The 19,381-nt window shown below is 65.3% G+C and carries 22 protein-coding genes and 1 pseudogene; 9 read left to right on the top strand and 14 right to left on the bottom strand.

What is annotated here, in order from left to right:
• Positions 1-15: 15 nt before the first annotated feature.
• The 3 genes from AB0H49_RS08005 to AB0H49_RS07995 all read right to left on the bottom strand — a co-directional run bounded on the left by AB0H49_RS08005 (position 16) and on the right by AB0H49_RS07995 (position 2,655).
• Positions 16-951: a DUF998 domain-containing protein gene (locus AB0H49_RS08005; protein WP_357248604.1), complete on the bottom strand. Its 936-nt coding sequence runs from the start codon at positions 949-951 to the stop codon at positions 16-18.
• Between the two features lie 368 nt (positions 952-1,319).
• Entirely contained in the window at positions 1,320-1,955 is a 636-nt protein-coding gene (locus AB0H49_RS08000; RefSeq protein ID WP_357248601.1) for a DoxX family protein, read from the bottom strand.
• A gap of 301 nt (positions 1,956-2,256) precedes the next feature.
• The gene (locus AB0H49_RS07995) at positions 2,257-2,655 is read right to left on the bottom strand and encodes a VOC family protein (RefSeq protein ID WP_357249050.1); all 399 of its coding nucleotides are present in this window, start codon (positions 2,653-2,655) and stop codon (positions 2,257-2,259) included.
• Between the two features lie 103 nt (positions 2,656-2,758).
• Here AB0H49_RS07995 and AB0H49_RS07990 point away from each other — a divergent pair, with 103 nt between their 5' ends.
• Positions 2,759-3,739: a YafY family protein gene (locus AB0H49_RS07990; protein WP_357248598.1), complete on the top strand. Its 981-nt coding sequence runs from the start codon at positions 2,759-2,761 to the stop codon at positions 3,737-3,739.
• A 206-nt stretch (positions 3,740-3,945) separates the two neighbouring features.
• On the opposite strand, the gene AB0H49_RS07985 is transcribed toward AB0H49_RS07990, so the two are convergent.
• On the bottom strand, positions 3,946-4,812 hold the full coding sequence (locus tag AB0H49_RS07985) for an aldo/keto reductase family oxidoreductase (protein ID WP_357249047.1): 867 nt from the start codon (positions 4,810-4,812) through the stop codon (positions 3,946-3,948).
• Positions 4,813-4,949: 137 nt separating this feature from the next.
• On the opposite strand from AB0H49_RS07985, the gene AB0H49_RS07980 reads away from it, so the two are divergent.
• On the top strand, positions 4,950-5,357 hold the full coding sequence (locus AB0H49_RS07980; protein ID WP_357248595.1) for a helix-turn-helix domain-containing protein: 408 nt from the start codon (positions 4,950-4,952) through the stop codon (positions 5,355-5,357).
• 276 nt (positions 5,358-5,633) lie between these two features.
• On the opposite strand, the gene AB0H49_RS07975 is transcribed toward AB0H49_RS07980, so the two are convergent.
• Positions 5,634-6,002, bottom strand: coding sequence for a nitroreductase/quinone reductase family protein (locus AB0H49_RS07975; protein WP_357248592.1), 369 nt, complete (start codon positions 6,000-6,002; stop codon positions 5,634-5,636).
• Positions 6,003-6,272: 270 nt separating this feature from the next.
• On the opposite strand from AB0H49_RS07975, the gene AB0H49_RS07970 reads away from it, so the two are divergent.
• Positions 6,273-6,698, top strand: a complete 426-nt coding sequence (locus AB0H49_RS07970) for a hypothetical protein (protein ID WP_357248589.1) — start codon at positions 6,273-6,275, stop codon at positions 6,696-6,698.
• A gap of 146 nt (positions 6,699-6,844) precedes the next feature.
• On the opposite strand, the gene AB0H49_RS07965 is transcribed toward AB0H49_RS07970, so the two are convergent.
• The 4 genes from AB0H49_RS07965 to AB0H49_RS07950 all read right to left on the bottom strand — a co-directional run bounded on the left by AB0H49_RS07965 (position 6,845) and on the right by AB0H49_RS07950 (position 10,866).
• Complete coding sequence (locus tag AB0H49_RS07965) at positions 6,845-7,330, bottom strand: TraR/DksA C4-type zinc finger protein (protein ID WP_355002339.1); 486 nt, start codon at positions 7,328-7,330, stop codon at positions 6,845-6,847.
• 509 nt (positions 7,331-7,839) lie between these two features.
• Positions 7,840-8,427, bottom strand: a complete 588-nt coding sequence (locus AB0H49_RS07960; RefSeq protein ID WP_357248586.1) for a CBS domain-containing protein — start codon at positions 8,425-8,427, stop codon at positions 7,840-7,842.
• A gap of 15 nt (positions 8,428-8,442) precedes the next feature.
• Positions 8,443-8,973: a GreA/GreB family elongation factor gene (locus AB0H49_RS07955; protein WP_357248583.1), complete on the bottom strand. Its 531-nt coding sequence runs from the start codon at positions 8,971-8,973 to the stop codon at positions 8,443-8,445.
• Between the two features lie 366 nt (positions 8,974-9,339).
• Complete coding sequence (locus AB0H49_RS07950) at positions 9,340-10,866, bottom strand: helix-turn-helix domain-containing protein (protein WP_357248580.1); 1,527 nt, start codon at positions 10,864-10,866, stop codon at positions 9,340-9,342.
• 344 nt (positions 10,867-11,210) lie between these two features.
• On the opposite strand from AB0H49_RS07950, the gene AB0H49_RS07945 reads away from it, so the two are divergent.
• Positions 11,211-11,618, top strand: coding sequence for a VOC family protein (locus AB0H49_RS07945; RefSeq protein WP_355002335.1), 408 nt, complete (start codon positions 11,211-11,213; stop codon positions 11,616-11,618).
• Here the strand turns inward: AB0H49_RS07945 and AB0H49_RS07940 are convergent.
• Positions 11,603-12,364: a hypothetical protein gene (locus AB0H49_RS07940; protein WP_357248577.1), complete on the bottom strand. Its 762-nt coding sequence runs from the start codon at positions 12,362-12,364 to the stop codon at positions 11,603-11,605. The two genes, AB0H49_RS07945 and AB0H49_RS07940, sit on opposite strands and share 16 nt — an antisense overlap.
• 77 nt (positions 12,365-12,441) lie before the next feature.
• Here AB0H49_RS07940 and AB0H49_RS07935 point away from each other — a divergent pair.
• A pseudogene (locus AB0H49_RS07935) lies at positions 12,442-12,585 on the top strand (transcriptional regulator); the annotation flags it as partial.
• Positions 12,586-12,748: 163 nt separating this feature from the next.
• On the opposite strand, the gene AB0H49_RS07930 reads toward AB0H49_RS07935, so the two are convergent.
• From AB0H49_RS07930 to AB0H49_RS07920, 3 genes are all read right to left on the bottom strand, one after another.
• Positions 12,749-13,375 (bottom strand): DUF3558 family protein, encoded by a 627-nt coding sequence (locus AB0H49_RS07930; RefSeq protein WP_357248574.1) that lies wholly within the window; start codon positions 13,373-13,375, stop codon positions 12,749-12,751.
• A gap of 11 nt (positions 13,376-13,386) precedes the next feature.
• A complete protein-coding gene (locus AB0H49_RS07925; protein ID WP_357248571.1) occupies positions 13,387-13,746 on the bottom strand; it encodes a hypothetical protein in 360 nt (119 codons plus the stop codon).
• Between the two features lie 139 nt (positions 13,747-13,885).
• Positions 13,886-14,440: a recombinase family protein gene (locus AB0H49_RS07920; protein WP_357248568.1), complete on the bottom strand. Its 555-nt coding sequence runs from the start codon at positions 14,438-14,440 to the stop codon at positions 13,886-13,888.
• Between the two features lie 77 nt (positions 14,441-14,517).
• Here AB0H49_RS07920 and AB0H49_RS07915 point away from each other — a divergent pair, with 77 nt between their 5' ends.
• Both AB0H49_RS07915 and AB0H49_RS07910 read left to right on the top strand, forming a co-directional pair.
• Positions 14,518-15,348, top strand: coding sequence for a helix-turn-helix transcriptional regulator (locus AB0H49_RS07915; RefSeq protein ID WP_357248566.1), 831 nt, complete (start codon positions 14,518-14,520; stop codon positions 15,346-15,348).
• Positions 15,349-15,576: 228 nt separating this feature from the next.
• Complete coding sequence (locus AB0H49_RS07910) at positions 15,577-16,056, top strand: nucleoside deaminase (protein WP_355002332.1); 480 nt, start codon at positions 15,577-15,579, stop codon at positions 16,054-16,056.
• Between the two features lie 19 nt (positions 16,057-16,075).
• Here AB0H49_RS07910 and AB0H49_RS07905 read toward each other — a convergent pair whose 3' ends face one another.
• Positions 16,076-16,876, bottom strand: a complete 801-nt coding sequence (locus AB0H49_RS07905; RefSeq protein WP_357248563.1) for a DUF1460 domain-containing protein — start codon at positions 16,874-16,876, stop codon at positions 16,076-16,078.
• Positions 16,877-17,028: 152 nt separating this feature from the next.
• Between AB0H49_RS07905 and AB0H49_RS07900 the strand changes: the two genes are divergently transcribed.
• Together AB0H49_RS07900 and AB0H49_RS07895 are read left to right on the top strand one after the other, a co-directional pair.
• Entirely contained in the window at positions 17,029-17,526 is a 498-nt protein-coding gene (locus AB0H49_RS07900; protein ID WP_357248560.1) for a MarR family transcriptional regulator, read from the top strand.
• The gene (locus AB0H49_RS07895) at positions 17,519-19,162 is read left to right on the top strand and encodes an MDR family MFS transporter (RefSeq protein WP_357248556.1); all 1,644 of its coding nucleotides are present in this window, start codon (positions 17,519-17,521) and stop codon (positions 19,160-19,162) included. Before AB0H49_RS07900 ends, AB0H49_RS07895 begins: the two co-directional genes overlap by 8 nt.
• Positions 19,163-19,381 lie beyond the last annotated feature (219 nt).

Raw genomic sequence — 19,381 nt, 5'->3', positions numbered from 1 at the left:
CGGGGCGTCCGCGCCCTACGATGCGGATATGACCGGTGCCGAACTCGGTGCGTATCTCAGGCGGATCGCCAACAGAGCGATCCAAATGCCGCAGGCGATGATCCCGATCCGTTCAATGAGCCCTGCGGGTCCCCCGTCCACCAATTTGGCGGTGAGGGCGAAGGCGACGTATGAGGTGGCGACCAGAAGGCCGGTGGCTTTCGAATATCGGGACCAGCCGCGGCTTCCGAGTGCCTCGTCGCGTCGTGCGAGCACGAAGCAAGCCGCGGTCAGCGAAGTGAACTGAACCAGACCGAGGAGACTATGGATGGCGCCGTGAATGGTCAGCTCCTCCGACGCTCCCGGTGGGTACCCCAGCGAAGGGTCGGGCAGGACAGGCCCGATGGCGACGAAGGTGAGGCCATAGATGCCGAGCAGGATGGGGACCCAGGTGTTTCCACGTCCGCTACGCAGCAGCCGCCTCACTCCGACGGTGAAAGCGAGCAGGAGCGCTCCGGTGACGATGTAGTTGGTTATCTGCATCCACCCACCAGGCCCCAGTTCGAGGTTGCTGTCGGGGACCACCAAGGCGTTGTAGTCAGGGCGTATCGCCCCGAGGACGAGAACGACACTGATGTTGAGCAGTGGAGCGATGATTCCACAGGCCAGCAGTATTCGCGTTGCCGCTGACTGCTGTCCGGTATTTCGTGCTGTGGTTTCAGGGCTGAGGGTGTCGGTCACGACACGTGTCCTTTTGTCGTCGATCAGTGTGGGGGTTCGAGTTGCGTTCGGCTCGCCGACCGCACCCGAGGAGAACACCACTATCGACCGATCGGTCAGGCCGGGGATTGGAAAAATGTTCCCCAGGCCCGGTACCCCATAGCCGTTTACGGCTCCATCCGAGGATTCGGCGAGCTCGCCGACCTTCGCCTGGCCACCGGAGGCGAGTATGCGATGCCAGGCGGCGATCACCTCGGGATCCGGCGTCCGCGTCGACCTGTCACACTGCGCCAGAGACGATTTCGCCAGCGTCGTCGGCAATCAGTTCGCGACCCCCGAACTCGATCACCAGGGCGACCGCCGTCGTCGCGGCAACCCGCAAGCCCAACCCAGCGCCACCCACATCGCGGTATCCGATGATCGCAGCAACCGACGGCGCGGCGGACCGACCCGCGAAATCCCACCTCGAACCGGGTCCGCAGCCGATATTCACAACTCCAACCGGTTCAGGCTACGGAAACGTGAACACCCTGGGCAGCGGCCACATTGCCGGCCGCTGCCCTCGAACCAGCCGTGCTCGACTGCTCACTCGCTGGTGACGTCCGCTACGGCGGGCAACGCTAGTCCTCGATCCAGCCGAGCTGAATCGCGTTCTCGTGCATGACGTCTTCGACTACGGGCAGCGTGAGGAACGAAACCGCATACAGAACAACGAGGACCCCGATCGCAACGGCCCAACCTCGAACACTGGATTCCGGCAAACGCGCCCCGTCCTGTCCAGCGTCAGCAGTGCGGTCCGGACGTAGGCGCGTCCGCGGGAGCCGCCGGTCGGCCGGTCTCAGCATCCACGACGCGATGGCGCAGATCGCGAACATCATTGCCCCCGACCACGACTCGATACCGTCACCGACTGCCAGATGGGACGCAACGGCACCCGACCACAGGAAAAAAGCGCCCGCGTACGCCCATTCCTTGATCAGGGGGAGCCCGGGCGCGATGATCGCGACGGCGGCGCCGACCTGCCACGCACCCAGCACGTAGGCGAGAAAGTGCGGGTATCCCAGATGCTGCAACTGGATTTCTATCCATTCGATCGGCACAAGGTTCCACACCGATCCCGCAACCAATTCGAAGACGATGACGAGCGTGGTGACCCAAAAGGCGATGGATCGGATCCGGCTCGAGTTCCGGTTGTTTCGTGCGACGGTGGCTGACTTCTCATCGGTTGCACGCTGGAAAACGTTGGTCATGGCCATGGTCAACTCCTGCCGAGGATGATGCCGATTCTGATCATTTTCAGAACTCCTGCTTTGCTGACAGTGTCACGACCTTCCGACGACACAGCCGTCCGGAATGTCAGGTGTACGTGGGCGAATGGATTCCAGAGCCGGCACCGAGCCGGTCGGAATGGCGAGACAGTTCCACCCCGGATGATCCCGCCGACCGGGTCACTCTCGATGAGTCGATCAGAGACACCCATCACCGCTGCCACCTCGACCGGAACCCAATCGGCGCGCCAGGTCACCACTGTCCCCTGTTCGTGCCGCAGCCCCGATGTCAACCGGCGAACTTCGCGGCGGCCTGCGCGGTGACCGGGGTGAAGAGGTTGATCAGATTGCCGTCTGGATCGCGAAGCAGCAAAGACCGGTTCCCCCACGGCATCGTCGTGGGCTCGTTGACGAAATCCTCGACCGTATCTCGCAACCGCCGGTAATCGGCATCGACGTCGGGGACCAGGAATTCGATGATCGCCGTGTGATTGTCGGCTGGGTGCGCGCTGCCTGCCGCGAACAGCGCCACGGTGCGGGTGCTTCCGATCGCGAGGGTGCCGGCCGGTGTGACGATTTCGGCGAAATCCGGTGTAGCCCAGTGTGCTTCGACGCCGGTCACGTGGTGATAGAAACTGACCAGCCGCTGGATGTCGTCAGTGATCAGACGGATCGAGACGAGCTTCATTGTGTGCTCCTGCTGTCGGATGAGGCGGGGGTTCCACCGCCGCACGCCACGGTAGAGCCGATACCGGACAGTTTCCGCCCAGTATGGATGCGAGAATTTCCCGATGACGCGCCCCACCGCCCGAGTCCTGGCCTTGCTCGAGCTGTTGCAGACCGGCGGTACTCATACCGTCGGCGAACTCGCCGGACGGCTCGGCGTCGATGAACGCACCGTCAGGCGATACGTCACCCATCTCACCGACCTGGATATCCCGGTCCGATCGGTGCGGGGCCGCTACGGGGGATACCGGCTCGCTCCCGGATACCGAATGCCACCGCTGATGCTGACCGACGACGAGGCGGTGGCCGTATTGCTCGGACTTCTCACCAGCCGGTCGACAACTGCCACCTTCGCGGCCGACAGCGCGACGGCCAAACTGCGCCGCGTCCTACCCCCACGTCTGACGGCCCGGCTGGACGCACTGATCGACACCGTCGAATTCACCGCCGACGCGCGCCCGGAAGTGGCTGTCGAGACCCCCGTCCTGCTCCGGCTCGCCGAGGCCACCCGCGAGCACCGACCGGTCGCAATCGGGTACACCGACCGAAACGGGCGGTCCAGCCAGCGGACCGTGCACCCGTACGGGCTCGTCGAGCACTCCGGCCGGTGGTACCTGACGGGAGAGGACAGCAGCAGTGACGAACTACGCCAGTTCCGGCTGGACCGCATCACCGCGGTGAGCACACAGCCCGGAACGTTCGCTCCGCCTGCCGGATTCGAGCCAGCCGCTCATCTGCTGTCCGCATTGGCCAACGCGCCCTATCGGCACGAGGTATCGATCCGAGTCATGGGGACACTCACTCAGGTCCGCCCGCTGCTCCCTGCGACGATCGCGACCGTGCATAAGATCGACTCGCAGCCCGCTGACACCGAACCGTGGGTCCGGATCCGAATCCGCGCCGAACAACTCGACTGGATTCCCGCCCTGCTCGCCGGCCTGAACCGCCCGTTCATCATCGAGCACCCCGACACACTCAACGACGCCGTACGCGCCCTGGCCCGCCGACTCACCGCGGCCGCCGACGGCCAATACCAAAACCCATAGGTAGCAGCCCGGACGCTCGGTAAAGCCGCTGATCGCGCGGGCTGTTCCGGGCCTGTAGGAGTGCGCAGTCGGCCCTGCTCGCCGGGGTGAAATCTCGGTTGACCCTGGCACCAGCCTCCAACTAGCCGAATGGTGTGTAGTCGGCTGTCGGCGATGGGACGCTTTTCCTGCCTTGTTGTTTGGCTGCGGTGAAAGCGGATCGGTGGCTAGTGGCCGATCTTGTCCAGTTCGACGAGCTCCTCATCGGAGAGCGGCAATTTCGCGCCGACGACATTCTCGCGCAGATGCGCGACCGAGGAGGTACCCGGGATCAACAGGATGTTCGGCGACCGCTGTAGCAGCCAGGCCAGAGCGATTGCCATCGGCGTCGCGTCCAGCCTGGCGGCTACGGCCGAAAGTGCCGAGGACTGAAGGGGACTGAATCCGCCGAGCGGGAAGAAGGGAACGTAGGCGATGCCTTCGTCGGCGAGCCGGTCGATCAGCTCGTCGTCGTGGCGGTAGGCCAGGTTGTACATGTTCTGCACGCACACGATCGGGGCGATCGACTGCGCCTGTGCGACCTGCTCGGTGGTCGCGTTGCTGACCCCGAGGTGCCGGATCAGCCCCTGTTGCTGGAGTTCGACGAGCGTCTCGAACGCCGCGGCGAGCGAGCCGGCTTGGGGCCCCTGGGCATCGCCGAGTCGGAGGTTGACCAGGTCGAGCGCCTCGACGCCGAGGGTTTCGAGGTTGTCGTCGATGGCGCGGCGCAGATCGTCGGGCTCTCGGGCCGGGGGCCAGCCGCCCTGCCGGTCACGGATCGCGCCGACCTTGGTCACGATGTGCAGTGACTCGGGGTAGGGGTGCAGCGCCTGCCGGATCAGCCGGTTGGTGACATGCGGTCCGTAGGCATCGGCGGTGTCGATGTGGGTGATGCCCAGGTCCACCGCCTCGCGAAGGACCGCGAGTGCGCCGTCGTGGTCGGCCGGTGGCCCCAAGACCCCCGGACCGGCCAATTGCATTGCGCCGTAACCGAATCTGCTGACGGTCAGATCCCCCAGGGACCAAGTACCGCCGGGAAGCGCGGTGGACTGCATGCCCATGACTGTTCCTTTCGTATCGAGCTGGTTGGTGGTGCACAACTGAACGTTGCTCCAGAATGGAGGTGTAACTCTCCGATAGGAAGTACGCACTTCGAAGTGCGTAATGCACTCGCGGATCACAGGAGCGGTCGATGGCAACACAGACAGCGGCGCAGAAACGGGCACAGACCAAGGCGCAATACGACGCATTCCTGGCGGCATGCCCGAGCCGCCAACTGCTCGACCGGATCTCCAACAAATGGGTCACGCTGATCCTGTGTGCGCTCGGCGGTGACGGTGGTTCGATGCGCTATTCGGAGCTGTCCCGCCAACTGGCCGGCGTCAGCCAGAAGATGCTCACCCAGACACTGCGCTCCTTGGAACGAGACGGTCTGATCACCCGCACCGTGACGCCGACTGTGCCCGTCACGGTCTGCTACGAGTTGACCGAACTCGGTCTCTCACTGCGCCAGATGATGCGTGGGGTGAAGAGCTGGGCCGAGATACACATGGACGACGTGCTCGACAACCGAGCCAGCTACGACACCGGCACCGCCTGATCAAGCCGCGGATGCTTGCACGAACGCTCGAAATATTCGCCAGTGACCTTGCGGGCCATGGCGATCCGCTGCTCGGTGGTGAACCGCGCGCGCTTGCCGACGGCAGACGATAACTTTGCCAAAGAGCGTTGCAGCACGGCCCTGGGGCGGCCATCCTGTAATAGCCGCTTACAAGTTCGGATCGCCCACCTGGGCCGGCCGAATGCACCACCATGCCGATGAGCGAGCATCTGCACCAGCTGGACAGAGACTTCGGTGTCGGGTTGCGGCAGTCTTTCAGAAGGCGGGTCGACCAGGTCTCGTCGAGGTCAGTTGAATGATCGGGATGGTTCGGCCCGCCTGGTCCGCCTCCCGGCGGTATGAGATGTACGCCGGGAAGACCCGATCGGCGATGGTCCAGAGTCGTTGGCGCTCGGCCTCGTCGTGGATCACGGTCGCCCGCATCGGGGCCCCAGCGAATACGACGTCGGGATTGGACAGAAGGTTGTAGTACCAACCGGGATTGGTCGCGCTGCCCGCGTTGGACGCCGCGATGACAAGGCGATCACCGTCCAGGAAGTAGATGAGGGCGTTGCGTCGCGGAGCTTTCGTCCTGGCGCCCTCGGTCTCGAGGATCGCAGTCGGGAAGATGAGGGTTGTTGCCATGCGGCCACGCGTGAGTCGCAGTAACAGCGGATCGAGTTTCCATGCGATGTGACGGGAGATGAACCTCGGCAGGCGAGCGGCAGCGAAAGCCGAGTAGGTCCTGACAAACCATCCGGGCCGACTGGTCGGGTCGAGCGGCCTCGACCGCAAACGGTGCGCTCCAGCAGTTCTGACGACAGCGATCTTCTTCATCCACAATGAACGTCCGCTAGCCGCCTATCGCGCGGTCGGACAGCCTGTCTGGCACTCGAAATACCTCCTGGGCGCTGAGTGAATCGGCGACGTGAACGCCGCCAATCCGCCTACCTCGACTTCCTCGATGCCGTCGACGCCGCAGACCGAGCCATTCAGCTGTACTTCCGCGACCGCCGGGCCGCCGCGACCGAACCTGTACCTGTTCAGCAAGCGCGGGTAGCGGAGGTCCGGCATCTGTTCGAAGACGCGGAACAACGCGGCAACAGGGTCTTGCTCGAAGGCCCATCGGGCGTGGCTGAGGCAGCTCGCAAACTGATCGAAGTGCAGGCCGACTTGGTCCGAGAGGTTCGAGAATTCGGCCAGGCACACGCGGCTGCGGCAGAAGACGCTCATGAACGAGCCTGGGCGGCCGAAGCGACTGGACTGAGCTACATGGCCGCGCGTCACGAGTTCATTGATGTGGCACGTGCGGCGCTGGACGAGGTAGTCGACGGAAGCTGACCAGGTCGACTCCGACTTATAAACGGCGCCTGCCCTTCTCGGCGCGCCAGAGCAACCGATGATCGGGCGCGCTCACCGGCATGAGGGGCCTCCCAGCGCGACGTCGGCCCGTTAGCGCAGCCGAGCGCTCAGCGGCAATACAGGATCTACTCGAGAGCGGTCTGGCTGAGGCGCTTGCTCAATGGTCGGGTGTGGCCTCGGGCGTGTACGAGCAAGTCGCGTCGCGGCGTTCGGACGGCTGCGCGGGGCGGCTGGCGGCGTATCGGGCGGGAACCGTCGGAGGCAGGGACATGCCTTCGGCAATCCAGGCACCACTGGGTAGCAGGGATGGTCTGCAGCAGGTGAATCGGTATCTCGGCGTGACAGCGGCGGCAACGGCCGTAACGGCCTGTAGCGATGAGCGTGAGCGTGTTCTCGATGTCGGCCAACGCTTGTAGTGCTGCCTTGGCCAACTTGATGGTGACATCACGCCTGGCGGCATCAGCCGCGTTCGTGGGTGCGGCGCGGTCGAGTTCGGCTTCGAGTTCTGCCAACTGCTGCAGGCGGAAGCGGCGTTGCTGGTTCAGTCTGGCGTGCAGGGCGGGCAGGTGATCGTTGAGGCGTGCGGGTGAGATGGGGTGTGCGTAGGTCATCCGGATCTCCGGGGCTGATGGTTTGGAAAGTTGTTCGAGATGTGGTCACGTGAGAAGGAAGGGACCGCCCTGGCGGCGCCCGGTGCATAACCACCTCCACGCGATCGGAATATTCGCTGACAACCCCAGGATCGTTTACACCGGATGGCTGCGCCTGTCCGGCTGCGCCAATTGTCGGTGCGTAACTTGTCCGATTTCTCCACGCTCCGGGGGTCCTGCTTGCCCGCGCGCCGTCTTCAGACGCTGCAGCAAGATGTCGCCCAAGGCAGGGTCGTAGGCCGAGTGACACGATCCGCGGAACGTCCCCCGTGTAGCGCCCAGGCACTTATCGGCGCCGCCAGCCGTGGGTGCTCCACCCGATCGGCTCACGAGGTCGACGGCCCCGCTGTCAAGGCACGACGGTGACCGGGCAGCGGGCACGGCGCAGCAGCCGCGCGGGCGTGGATCCGATCAGGCGGACAGGGATTACGCTCATGCTGAACCGCTTGTCCGCTGTTGTGATTGTCAGGTCAATGCACGGATGTGACCGCAGCGGCCGGTGTGGTCGCGATAGTTGCGGTGCGGATGCCGGGCACTGTGCGGGTCAGGGCGATGGCGATGCGCCGTTCGGATTCGTCGGCGAACCGGCCGCAGACGGTGGCGTCGGCTTCATCGACGGTGACACGCCAGCGCCGTGCGCCGGTGTATTGATCGAGGCGATTCTGTGCCTCGGCAGCGAGTGTGTCGTCGGGAGTGAGCATGATTCGCAACGCGTCGCCGCGGCTGAACATGCCGACCACGCGGCTGTCGGCATCGACGACCGGCAGACTGCGAAGTCCGTGCGCAATCAGCCTGTTCAAGGCCTCGACCAGTGCCGCGCCACCGGGCACCGACACCGCCGGCGTGGTCATCACCGCGGCGACGGTGTCATCGAGTTCACCGGCCCGCAAGAGGTCACCGCTGTTGAGTATCCCAACGAGGCGATCGTTCTGGTCGAGAACAGGCAACGCCGCGTAACCCAGTTCGGCAAGCATCAGCGCCGCCTCGCGTGCTGTGTTGTTGTGCCGCAAGGCGATGATCGGTCGTTGCATCACCTCGCTCACCTGCATGTCCTTCATTCCGTTCAACTCCGTTCAACTGGCTGCTAGCTCGGCGCGAGAGGACAGATCCATGGTTGGGCTGTCCTCGTGCTCGCCGGAGGCTGGGTCGGTCAGCAGGTAGGGGACCGCGCGTAGCAGCGTCACTGCCATGGTGGCGCCGGTGGGGGCGCGGTAGGTGCGGCGTTCGCCCGGTCGCGCTCCGGCGATGGCGCTGCCCAGTGGCGAGTGCGTGGAGTAGACCTCCATCTCGCTGTCTTGGGCCTCGCGTACCGCGAGCAGGAACGTTTCGACCTCTCCGGTGTCGTCGTAGCGGACGGTCAAGACCATGCCGGGTTCGGCTACTCCGTCGTCGGGCGGGTTCTGACCGATGAGGGCGTTGCTCAGCAGCTGGTGGATCCGGCGGATACGTGCTTGGCGCGCGGAACGCAGAGCCTGGCCCAGTGCGTAGTCGTCACTGCCCTCATCAGACATTTCGGCGTCGCGTTGCGCGTGGAGCTCGAGTAATTCGGTCCGAAGCCGGTCATAGGCTCGAGGGGTCATCCAGACGCCTGCGGTGCTGGTCATGTAGGTTTCCTTCCTGCTGGGGCCGGGAGGTATCGGCAGGGGCGGGCGGGCCAGGGCGGCGTACCGCCCCTGACAACGCGCGGGCTCTGAGAGCGGGCCGGGTTTTTCAGTCGCTCGGACCCACGGCTACGCGGGTCAGTGCCGAATCAGCGATCGGATTCGCGCGGCGCGTCAGGTCCGTAGGGTGTGTTGACGACGATGGCTGGCCACGGTCGGTTGTCGATCTGATCGATGCCCACCATTTCGCTGCTCCTACCTGCGACTTCTGCTCACACCTCCAATGATGGCGTGGCTGCCGAGGTGATCAGTTGCGCTATTCCGACAATCGAGGCGTCGAGATTGTGGCGAGGGCACAACGCAGGGTTGTCAGACGTTGTCGGTGGCGGCGAGTTCGATCATCATCGCCAGGCGTTTGCGGGGATCGTCCAGGTCGAGGGTGGTCACCTCGGCCATCTTGCGCAGCCGGTTACGGATGGTGTTCTCGTGCACGCCGAGTAGGGCGCCCGCCTCGGCGGGGTCGCCTTGGGACTGCAACCAGGCGCGCAGAGTCGCCACATACTGGGTGGAGTTCGCGCGGTCGTGGCGCTGCAACTCCGACACCGGCCCCCGTGCGGGGGTGCGCCCGGAAAGCCCTGCGGTACGAAGGCGTTGCAGCAAGATTTCGTCCCACGACTCGTCATAAGCAGGCGGTGCGGTATCCGCCGAGCGTGCCTCGTGCAGCGCCAGGCATTCCTCAGCCTCTTGACGCGCCAACGCCAACTCCGTGGCCCGGGCAACACCGCTGATACCGGCCAGCACTGTCATCCGCTCGGGCAGCGCCGTCTGTAGCTCGCTCATCCAGCGGCGCGCCGTCACCGCTTGATCAGCGGGCAGCACGGTGTAGATAGTGTCGCCGACCAGGGCGCTGCGACTCGGACGTGACCAGCCGAATCCTGTTGTCGCGCGTTCGAAGACCTGCAGCAGTGCGGCATGCTGCTCGTCGCCGATCCGAGCTCGCAGCGCGATCACCCGCAAACTCTCCAACGCCAACCCCAGCCTGCTGGCCACCGTCGCCGCGTCCGCGGCACCCTCCAGCAAACCGATCACCAGGTCGGATTCCACCTGACGCTCCAGGTCCGCGCTGGCCCGCGACCGCAACAGGTGCAGCGCCACCGTGCGCGCCCCATCGACCAAAGCCGCGCGCCGAGCCCCCCGCAACGGTGCTGGGCACGACACCCATACCGAGCCCAGCAGTTGCCGACCCACACGTACCGCCACGACCATCCGCCCCGTGAGACCGCGTTCCGCCTGCGCGGGAACGAACAACGGTTCTACCGAGGCTGCCAAATGCGCGAAAACACCGTGAGCATCCAACAGAGCCCGCAACCACGGCGGCATCTCCCGGCCCAGGATCGTCTCGACCCATGCGGGGTCGAGATGCTGCTGAGGCCCCCTGGAATAGGCCAGGACCCGAGATTGACGATCCTCGATCGTCACTGCCCCCTCGACTGCGTCGGCCAGATTGTCGGCCAAGGCAAACAGATCGGTCGGGCCCCGCCCGGCCTCGGTCTCACGGCCTTCCAGCACCAACCCATAGACCACCGCGGCCACCTCGCTCCAGGCCACCTCGCGACTGATCACCATCACCGCCACACCCTCGACCCGCGGCTCGTCCTCGGTCTCCGCACCCCCTCGTACAAGCGCGACAACAGCCCGTGCCGACACTGCCCAGTCCACCACCTCCGAGACCGAGCGTGCCCCGATCCCCAGCAGCACATCACCCACTTCCGCGGTGTCCTCATCGGCACCGTGGATCACCACGCTGCGCAATGGGGTGGATCGAGGAACCGAACCCAACCTCAAACGGACCCCGTAACCACCCAGAATGTTCGCCAACCGATCCAATGTCACCATCGGCCGCTCCTGTGTCGAATCGACGTCAGCACGATCAGACGACCCGACCCGACCAGGAAGGTCGTGGACCAAGACGCCGGACCGCCTTCCATAATGGACTCGAGCCGTAGACGCGTGCGCTGTGTTCGGCGAGAGGCTTCCGCGGCCCGCCTGTGTCTCGTCTCGGCCGGTCACGGTTCGGCGGATCTGTCCGGTCGCGCAAGGAGATCGGCGAGTACGACTGCTCGAGAGATGTGGGCGTTCTTGACGCCATGTCAGCTATCGGCGCTCGATGACGTGAAGCAGCTTGCCCAGCACAGCACAGATAGCGTAGGGATTGGGCGAGGCTACTGAAAGGTAACCAGATGGGTACTGTGCGTGCCGCGTCGTGTTTGCTGGAAGTGTCGAATTTGGATCGTTCGATCCGCTTCTACTGCGACGTGCTCGAATGCCATGTCTCGATTCACGAGCCGGACGCCGCGCTGCTCTTGACACCCGAAGGCTTCCAGCTGTATCTACGGGTGAGCGGGATGCCTGCCAGGCGCTACGTCGGTGACCTGGGCGTCGTGCACCTCATCTGGTCCACCGACAGCAAAGCAGAACTGGATCGCATCGAACACCGAATGCGCGCGCACTACCCCAGTACCCATACCAGCACCGCGAACGGGATCAGTTTCGTCGACGGCGTCGACCCGGATGGTTGCCGCGTGCTGATCACCTACCCGACCCCCGAACAGCTTCCACGCGAGGTAATCGATCACCGCTTCCGATGACTCCTGACCGATGATCCCGCCACACGATCTCGACCGAGGAGGTGTCGAACCGCCACGCCTTGCCGTTCTGATCGACCCATTTCGCGGCATACACCCGCGCGGGTTCGACGATGACCTTCTCGACCAGCCGCGCAGCAGCCTCGTGCCGCCAGCGCGAACCCTTCGTATCCCACGGCCTGACGCGACTCGCCCGGTGTGGACCCGATATCGGCCAGCACCGCGAGAGCTTGCGCGCCATGCAACGAATCCTGTTCGGCACGAAGCGCTTTCAGTGTCTGCTTCAGTACGATCGTCGCTCGCATGTCGTCATGCTCGGCGCGGGTGACACAGCAGGCCACCGCGCCCGATGCCGGGTGCCGGGTGCCGGGTGCCGGGTGCCGGGTGCCGGGTGCCGGACACTCATACACCCGAATACCGTTGCCCTCCGGGTTGTCCAGACACTCGCACCGCTGCCCGTTCGCGCCGGTGTGCTCACCCAGGTCGTAGACGACATACGCCTCCAACGGCAGCAATTCACTGAGCTTGCCCACCCGCCACAGCTTGCCCTCGGAGGCGGTGATTCCCCGAGCGTTCCAGTCGGTGACGATCGTGGTCTGCGACTCCCCGTTGACGATCCGATCCCGCCCTTCACACAGAACAGCAACCTCGGTCTCCCGCAACGCATACCGGTCAAGAACGTCATCGCCGGTAATCGGATGGGTGCCAACGACTTTCCCGTACCCGAACCGTCGTGAACCGCCCTGCATCACCCTTTGGCAGACCGAAACGTTCCTGGGAGTAACGCACCCCCGAACCCGGGACGTCCGCGCCCTACGATGCGAATATGACCGGTACCGAACTCGGCGCCTATCTACGGGCCAGGCGCGAACAAGTCGCACCGTCGCGAACCGGCCTGCCAATGGCGGGCGGATATCGGCGCGTACCGGGTCTACGACGTGAGGAGGTCGCGCTGCCCGCCGGGGTGACATATCGGTTGCACACTCCTCAAATGCCGATTCCAGGGCGATCGAGTGGCTCTGAGCTCAGAGCGCCCGTGACACGCTTAACCACGAGGTGCCCGACCACCTCGAGTGCGGCGGATGGCTATGACGGGGAAAGTATGCCAAATCTAGCTTCAAGTGGAAGCGGCACTATCCAGCAGGCGGTAGGTAGCTGACCAGCGCGGTCGCTACATGAGTGGCGACGATGCAGGGATCTTCTTCTCCAGCAAGTTGGTTGATTACGTTGAATACAACATTCGAGTTCTCTGTCTCAAGACGCACAGCGCACATGAACTGAGGCTCGACGCCTGCAAAGCGGTAGCGGTAGCCCGCGTATGTGCCGATGTCGACCTCGGTAAGAGCATCGGTCTCCGACTTCCAGTCATCGAGGCGATCCTTCGTCTGGTACTGCACTTCCGGCGCATAGCCCGTTGCCGAGTTCACCCAGGCGCATTTTCTGCCAGGTGATTGCACTCGAGACTTGTAATCGAACCCGAGTTGCTGCATGGCCGATTCGGGGAAGGCTGCACAGGGATCCCATTGCGGCGCTTCGCCGCTCGCTGTTTCGGGCGGACCGCAACCCGCCAGCATCGCCGAGAGCAGGGGGGCAATCATCGCCACCACAACCCGAGTCCGCTTCAACTCTCGGGACAGAGGCAGCCGTATTTGACTGAGTGCGATGTGGAGCAGTGGGCGTGATCGGGTCTCGATCGCGACCGACACCTCATCCAATGCGGGCGCGAGTTTCCGTGATTGCTCAATGTTGGTTTCAGACACGGTTCCCCCTGCTACCTCGGCTCGGAACACGGTGCGATCGACTCCGTGCCATAGACGTTCGGGGGCAAACGATAGTCGCATGCGGCCGATCGTGGCGATGGCGAGTCCAGATGTCGAAACCCCCCACGAAGCGCTTTCAGCGTCTGCTTCAGCCCCGCGATGGTCCGTTCGATCACCCGCAAGTCGTCGGCGTCACCGACACCTGTCAGCACCTCGGTGCGGCGGTCGGTTTCGGCATCCAGATTCCCCGCCGTAGTCTCGATACGCTGTTGCAGTTCCGCGATGCGCCCGGCATTGTCGTTCCCGCGATCCAGCCGCGCCAGAATCTCCGGGTGCTCGTAGGCGGCGATCACCTGCTGCGCGACGTACATCTCCAACGCACCCGCATCCCGGAACACCCGCCCGCACCCACACGCCACCCTCGCCGAATCCTTCGCCCGACACACATACCGGCGCTGAACAACGGTGCCCTTCTTGCGTTCACGCTCCAACTGCGAACCCACCAACCAGCTACCGCACCGCTGCCCGGCCCGCTCGCCGCCCTCTGGCCACACCGCCACATTCGGCTAATCCGGTCAGCCAATACTGACCGTTGCGCGCACGCGGGCGATCGGGATCCTTCGCCCGGCTGTGTGCCTTGATCGCCGCTCGCATGACGTCATGCTCGGCACGGGTGAACACAGCAGGCCACCGCGCCCGATGCCGGGTCCCGGTACGCTCATGCACCCGAATCCCATTGCCCTCCGGGTTGTCCAGACACTCGCACCGCTGCCCGTTCGCGTCGGTGTGCTCACCCAGGTCGTAGACGACATACGCCTCCAACAGCAGCAATTCACTGAGCTTGCCCACCCGCCACAGCTTGCCCTCGGACGTGGTCATACCCCGAGCGTTCCAGTCGGTGACGATCGTGGTCTGCGACTCCCCGTTGACGATCCGATCCCGCCCTTCACACAGAACAGCAACCTCGGTCTCCCGCAACGCATACCGGTCAAGAACGTCATCGCCGGTAATCGGATGGGTGCCAACGACTTTCCCGTACCCGAACCGTCGTGAACCGCCCTGCATCACCCTTTGGCAGACCGAAACGTTCCTGGGAGTAACGCACCCCCGAACCCGGGACGTCCGCGCCCTACGATGCGAATATGACCGGTACCGAACTCGGCGCCTATCTACGGGCCAGGCGCGAACAAGTCGCACCGTCGCGAACCGGCCTGCCAATGGCGGGCGGATATCGGCGCGTACCGGGTCTGCGACGTGAGGAGGTGGCGCTGCTCGCCGGGATGAGCGCTGACTATTACACCCGTCTCGAACAAGGACGGGAGCGCAGGCCGTCGGCGCAGGTCGTCGACGCACTGGCCGCGGCGCTTCAATTGGGCGAGGACGCTCGCAAGCACCTATTCCGGCTCGCCGGACTGAGCCCGCGGACCCGAGAAGCCGACGACGACCGCGTCGACCCGAGCCTGCTCGAACTGGTCGCCGCCTGGCCGCACAATCCTGCGGTCGTCTACAACCGCGCCTACGACGTCCTCGCCGCCAACGCCATCGCCGACGCACTGTTCTGCGGCTGGAGTCATTCACGCAACCTGCTGCGGCTGGTGTTCACCGACCCGGCCGCGCGGACCTTCTATCGCGACTGGTCCGCCGTCACCCGCAACGTCGTCGCCGGTTTCCGCTTGGGATACGGTGCGGCGCCGCATGATCCGCGCGTCGGCCAAGTGCTCACCGAACTGCTCGACGCGAGTCCCGAGTTCACCGAACTCTGGGCCCGGCACGACGCGCGCGGGAAAGCGTTGGCGCGCAAGCGGTTCAACCACCCCGACGTCGGACCGCTCGAGTTGACCATGCAGACCTTCGACGTGCGCTCCAGCCCCGGGCAGGAGCTGGTCGTCTACCACGCCGAGCCGTCGTCGCCGAGTGCCGAGGCGCTGGCGTTGCTCGGCTCGCTTACTGCCACTCGGCGCACGTCGGACTGACCTCTCCCCTCCTTGCGTAGTACTACCGGCGGATGGCGATGAGGACGAAGGCGTGGCGGCGGTCCAACATCGATGGATGCGCATATCCAGATAGTGCAATGAAGCGCGGCTCTGCCGAGGCCTGCACCGGTCCTCGGTAGCTACCGGCGTCAACAACCCGGTTGCTACAGCGCGTGGATCAGCCACAGTTCACCACCGGCAAACAATGCGGACGCTTAGGCTCGGAGCATGGTCGACGATGCTGATCTCCGCTACCTGCGGCGCTGCGTGGACTTGGCGCGGGAGGCGCTCGACACCGGGAACGCGCCGTTCGGCTCACTGCTCGTCAGCAGGGGCCGGATCGTCGCGGAGGCAAGGAACGAGGAAGGTGGCGGCGACCCGACGCGGCATCCCGAGCTCGCACTCGCCCACTGGGCGATCGCCAACCTCGACCCCGCCGCCCGCGCGGCCGCGACCGTCTACACCTCCGGCGAGCACTGCCCGATGTGCTCGGCCGCCCACGCCTGGGCCGGTCTGGGTCGGATCGTCTACGCCAGCTCGGCGGCGCAGCTGACCGAATGGCTCAGCGACCTGGGAGTTCCACCCGCCCCCGTTCGTTCACTCCCGATCAACGAGGTCGCGCCGGGGATCCCCACCGACGGCCCCGCACCCCAACTGGCGGGCGCGATGCGGGAACTGCACCGCCTCCACCGCACGCCCCGAACCTGAGCGGCGGAGTCGCCGAACGTCACTGCGGCCGGAGCACCACGATTCCCGGCGTAGACCGCACGTAATCGATCAACGGTGAATCCACCACTTGGTTGTTCGCGGCGAGCGAGGACGCGTTCCGGAAGACCGGACCGTTCGGCGTCATCACGAAGATGCCGACATGGGTGACGTCCAAACCGGGCTGGTCGGCGTACGCGCCGATGTAGTCGCCGGTGCGGAGCTGTCCGATGACGTGCTCGTCCACCGCCGCGCTCGGAATGTAGGTGATGTCGCGGGCGACTACCGGCAACCCGGGAAGATACGTCCCCCCATCGCCTTTCGCGTTGAGCTGCTTGCCGACGGTGACCGCGGCGGAAGTCAGGGTCGCGGTGATGTCGGCTGCGGCGATTCTCGGCGTGTGCGCCCAATCGGTGAAGAAGTGCTTGCGGTTGCGGAAGTCGACTTGCCCACCCGCGTAGCGGGTTTCGATCAGGTTCGCCACGAACTGGTCGCGATCGACGGATCTGGTCAGCGCCTCCACGTAGTCGAGATAGGTGAAGCAATCCACCCGCCGCAGATCGACGACCAGCTGCTCCGGTTGGGTCGCGGAGCCGACCAGCATGTTCGCCTGATACGGCGTGCCGAGGAAGCGACTAGACAGCAACTCGATCAGCTCCCCCTTGGTCGCCCCGGGCACAGTCGCGCGCAAGGTCAGCAGCTCATCGATCTTGCGCGCGCTGACGTCGTCTATGTTCGGCGCCCCCACCGCCGCGGGCAGCGTCGGCGGCATGCCGCACGCGAGAGCCAGCAGAACGAGCAGTACGCGGGCGATGGTGCGCAAGACGCCTCCCGAGGGTCGATCGGTGCACGAGTGCGGTACCCACCGTAGCCCGGCTCCCCCACCGGCCCGAAGTCACAGATTTAGTTGCTTAGCTCAAGCAAATGAAATATAGTTGCTGACTGCAAGCAAACTTTCTCGTGCGGGGAGCGAACATGCCGGTATCACCCGATACGGCGCAAAGCCTGATCAAGGAGCTCTACCTCATCGGCAGGGCCATCCGGATCGCCCTACTCCATCCGGAAGAAGGGCAACTACTACCCGGCGGCATCGGCGTGCTCGGCACGCTCGAATCGAAGGGGCTCTGCCGCCAGGTCGACCTGGCCGTGGACCTGTGCATCAGTGCGTCCGCGCTGAGCAGGCACGTCACCGAGCTGGTCGGAGCGGGCTACATCAGCCGCCACGCCGACCCGAGCGACGGCAGGGCCACCCTCATCCAGGTCACCGACGAGGGGCGCGAACTGCTCGGCCGGGTGCGGACGTCGCGGGCGCGCGGCCTGCAAACCGCTCTCGCTGACTGGAGCGAGGACGACGCCGAGCAGGCCTGCGAGTCGGTACGCAAGCTCAGGAATTCGCTCGCCGCGCACGCGCAGCACGCGGGAACGGCGCACCCCCAGCCGGTTTCGAAGGAGAGTCAGGGAGCAGATGTCTAGTTCAGTCGAGACGCCCGTGCGGCGCGATCCGGCCGCCATGACCCATCGCGAGGTCCTCGAGGCGATGACCGGCCTGCTGGCCGCGCTGTTCACCGCTCTGCTGAGCACCACGATCGTCGCCACCGCGCTGCCCACGATCATCGGCGATCTCGAGGGATCGCAGACGGCATACGCGTGGGTCATCACCACGGCCCTGCTGGCCAACGCGGCATCCACCCCGATCTGGGGCAAGTTCTCCGACCTGTTCAACAAGAAGCTGCTCGTGCAGTCGGCGATCGTCATCTTCGTGATCGGCTCGATCATCGCCGGATTCGCCCACAATGTGGCGCTGCTACTGGTCGCCAGGGTGATCCAGGGCGTCGGCATGGGCGGACTGACGGCGCTGGCCGTCGCGATCATCGGCACCATCGTCGCGCCGCGCGAACGCGGCAGGTACTCCGGCTACATGGGCGCGGTGATGGCGGTGTCGATGTCCGGCGGCCCGATCCTCGGCGGCGTCATCGTCGACAGCCCGCTCGGCTGGCGCTGGTGCTTCTTCGTCTGCGTGCCGCTGGCCGTGATCGCCCTGGTGCTGCTGCACCGGACCCTGCGGCTGCCCACCGAACGCAAAACGGACGTCTCGATCGACTGGCTCGGTGCCGCGCTGCTCACAGCTGGCGTCTCGGTGCTGCTGATCTGGGTGTCGTTCGCGGGCAAGGCGGGCTACTACGAGTGGGTCTCGCGGGAGTCGGCGCTGTATGTCGGCGCGGGCGTGCTGCTGCTCGTGGCGACCGTGTGGGTGGAGGCCCGCGCGAAGTCGCCGATCATCCCGCTGCCGATCGTCACCGAACGCACGACCGGCCTGGCGATCCTCGCGTCGATCGCGGTCGGTGTCGGCATGTTCGGCGCGACTACCTTCCTCGGCCAGTACTTCCAGACGGCGCGCGGCTATTCACCGACCGCGGCGGGCGTGCTGAGCATCCCGCTCGTCATCGGCATGCTCATCGCCTCGGTCGGCTCCGGACAGCTGATCACCCGCTTCGGCAAGTGGAAGCGGTTCGTGGTCGCGGGCGGCGCGCTGCTCGTGGTCGGGTTCGCGCTGCTGTCGACCATCGACCACGCGACGAACCTGTGGCTGGTGGGCGCGTACACCGTCATCGTCGGTCTCGGCGTCGGCATGATGATGCAGAATCTCGTTCTCGCCGTGCAGAACACGGTGAGCGTGCAGAACATCGGCGCGGCGTCCAGCAGTGTCGCGTTATTCCGCACCTTCGGCGGTGCGATCGGCGTCTCGGTTCTGGGTTCGGTGCTGGCCACCAGGGTGAGCGAGCTGTCCACGGAGGGATTCGCCAAGCTGGGCATCCACACCGGCGCCTCCGGCGGCAGCAACCTGAATCTCGACGCGCTGCCCGGACCCGTCGCGACGATCGTGCGCACCTCCTACGGCGACGCGACCGGCCGCATCTTCCTGATCGCCGCGCTGGCGACGGCCGTCGCGCTGATCGCCACCGCACTGCTGCCGAATCGCCCGCTGCGCAACACGATCGACATCGATCCGGCGTTGGATCCGATGCGTGCGAACGCGGAGGACACTCCCCCGGTCACCGAAGCGACGGTCGATCGGAACGAGGACAAGGTGCGAGCATTGCAGCACTGAGCACCAACCTGTTCCCGACAGGGGCGGCATCCGGGCATCTCCCGGGTGCCGCCCCTTCGCGACAGGACGGCACCGATTCGATCGACAGTCACCACCCACTCCGGAAGCCCCTGCCTGCAGTCCACGTTCTGCAACCTCCCCGGCCTAGGCTCGGAAACCACAGAGTTCTCTCACGAGTTCTCGGAGCCAGAACGCGATCCGGCGCAGTAGCATCCGCGG

It is taken from the genome of Nocardia sp. NPDC050713, from assembly GCF_040654315.1.
GTDB lineage: Bacteria > Actinomycetota > Actinomycetes > Mycobacteriales > Mycobacteriaceae > Nocardia.
The sequence above is the reverse complement of the archived record's forward strand: the minus strand, read 5'-3'. Positions and strand labels throughout refer to the sequence as shown.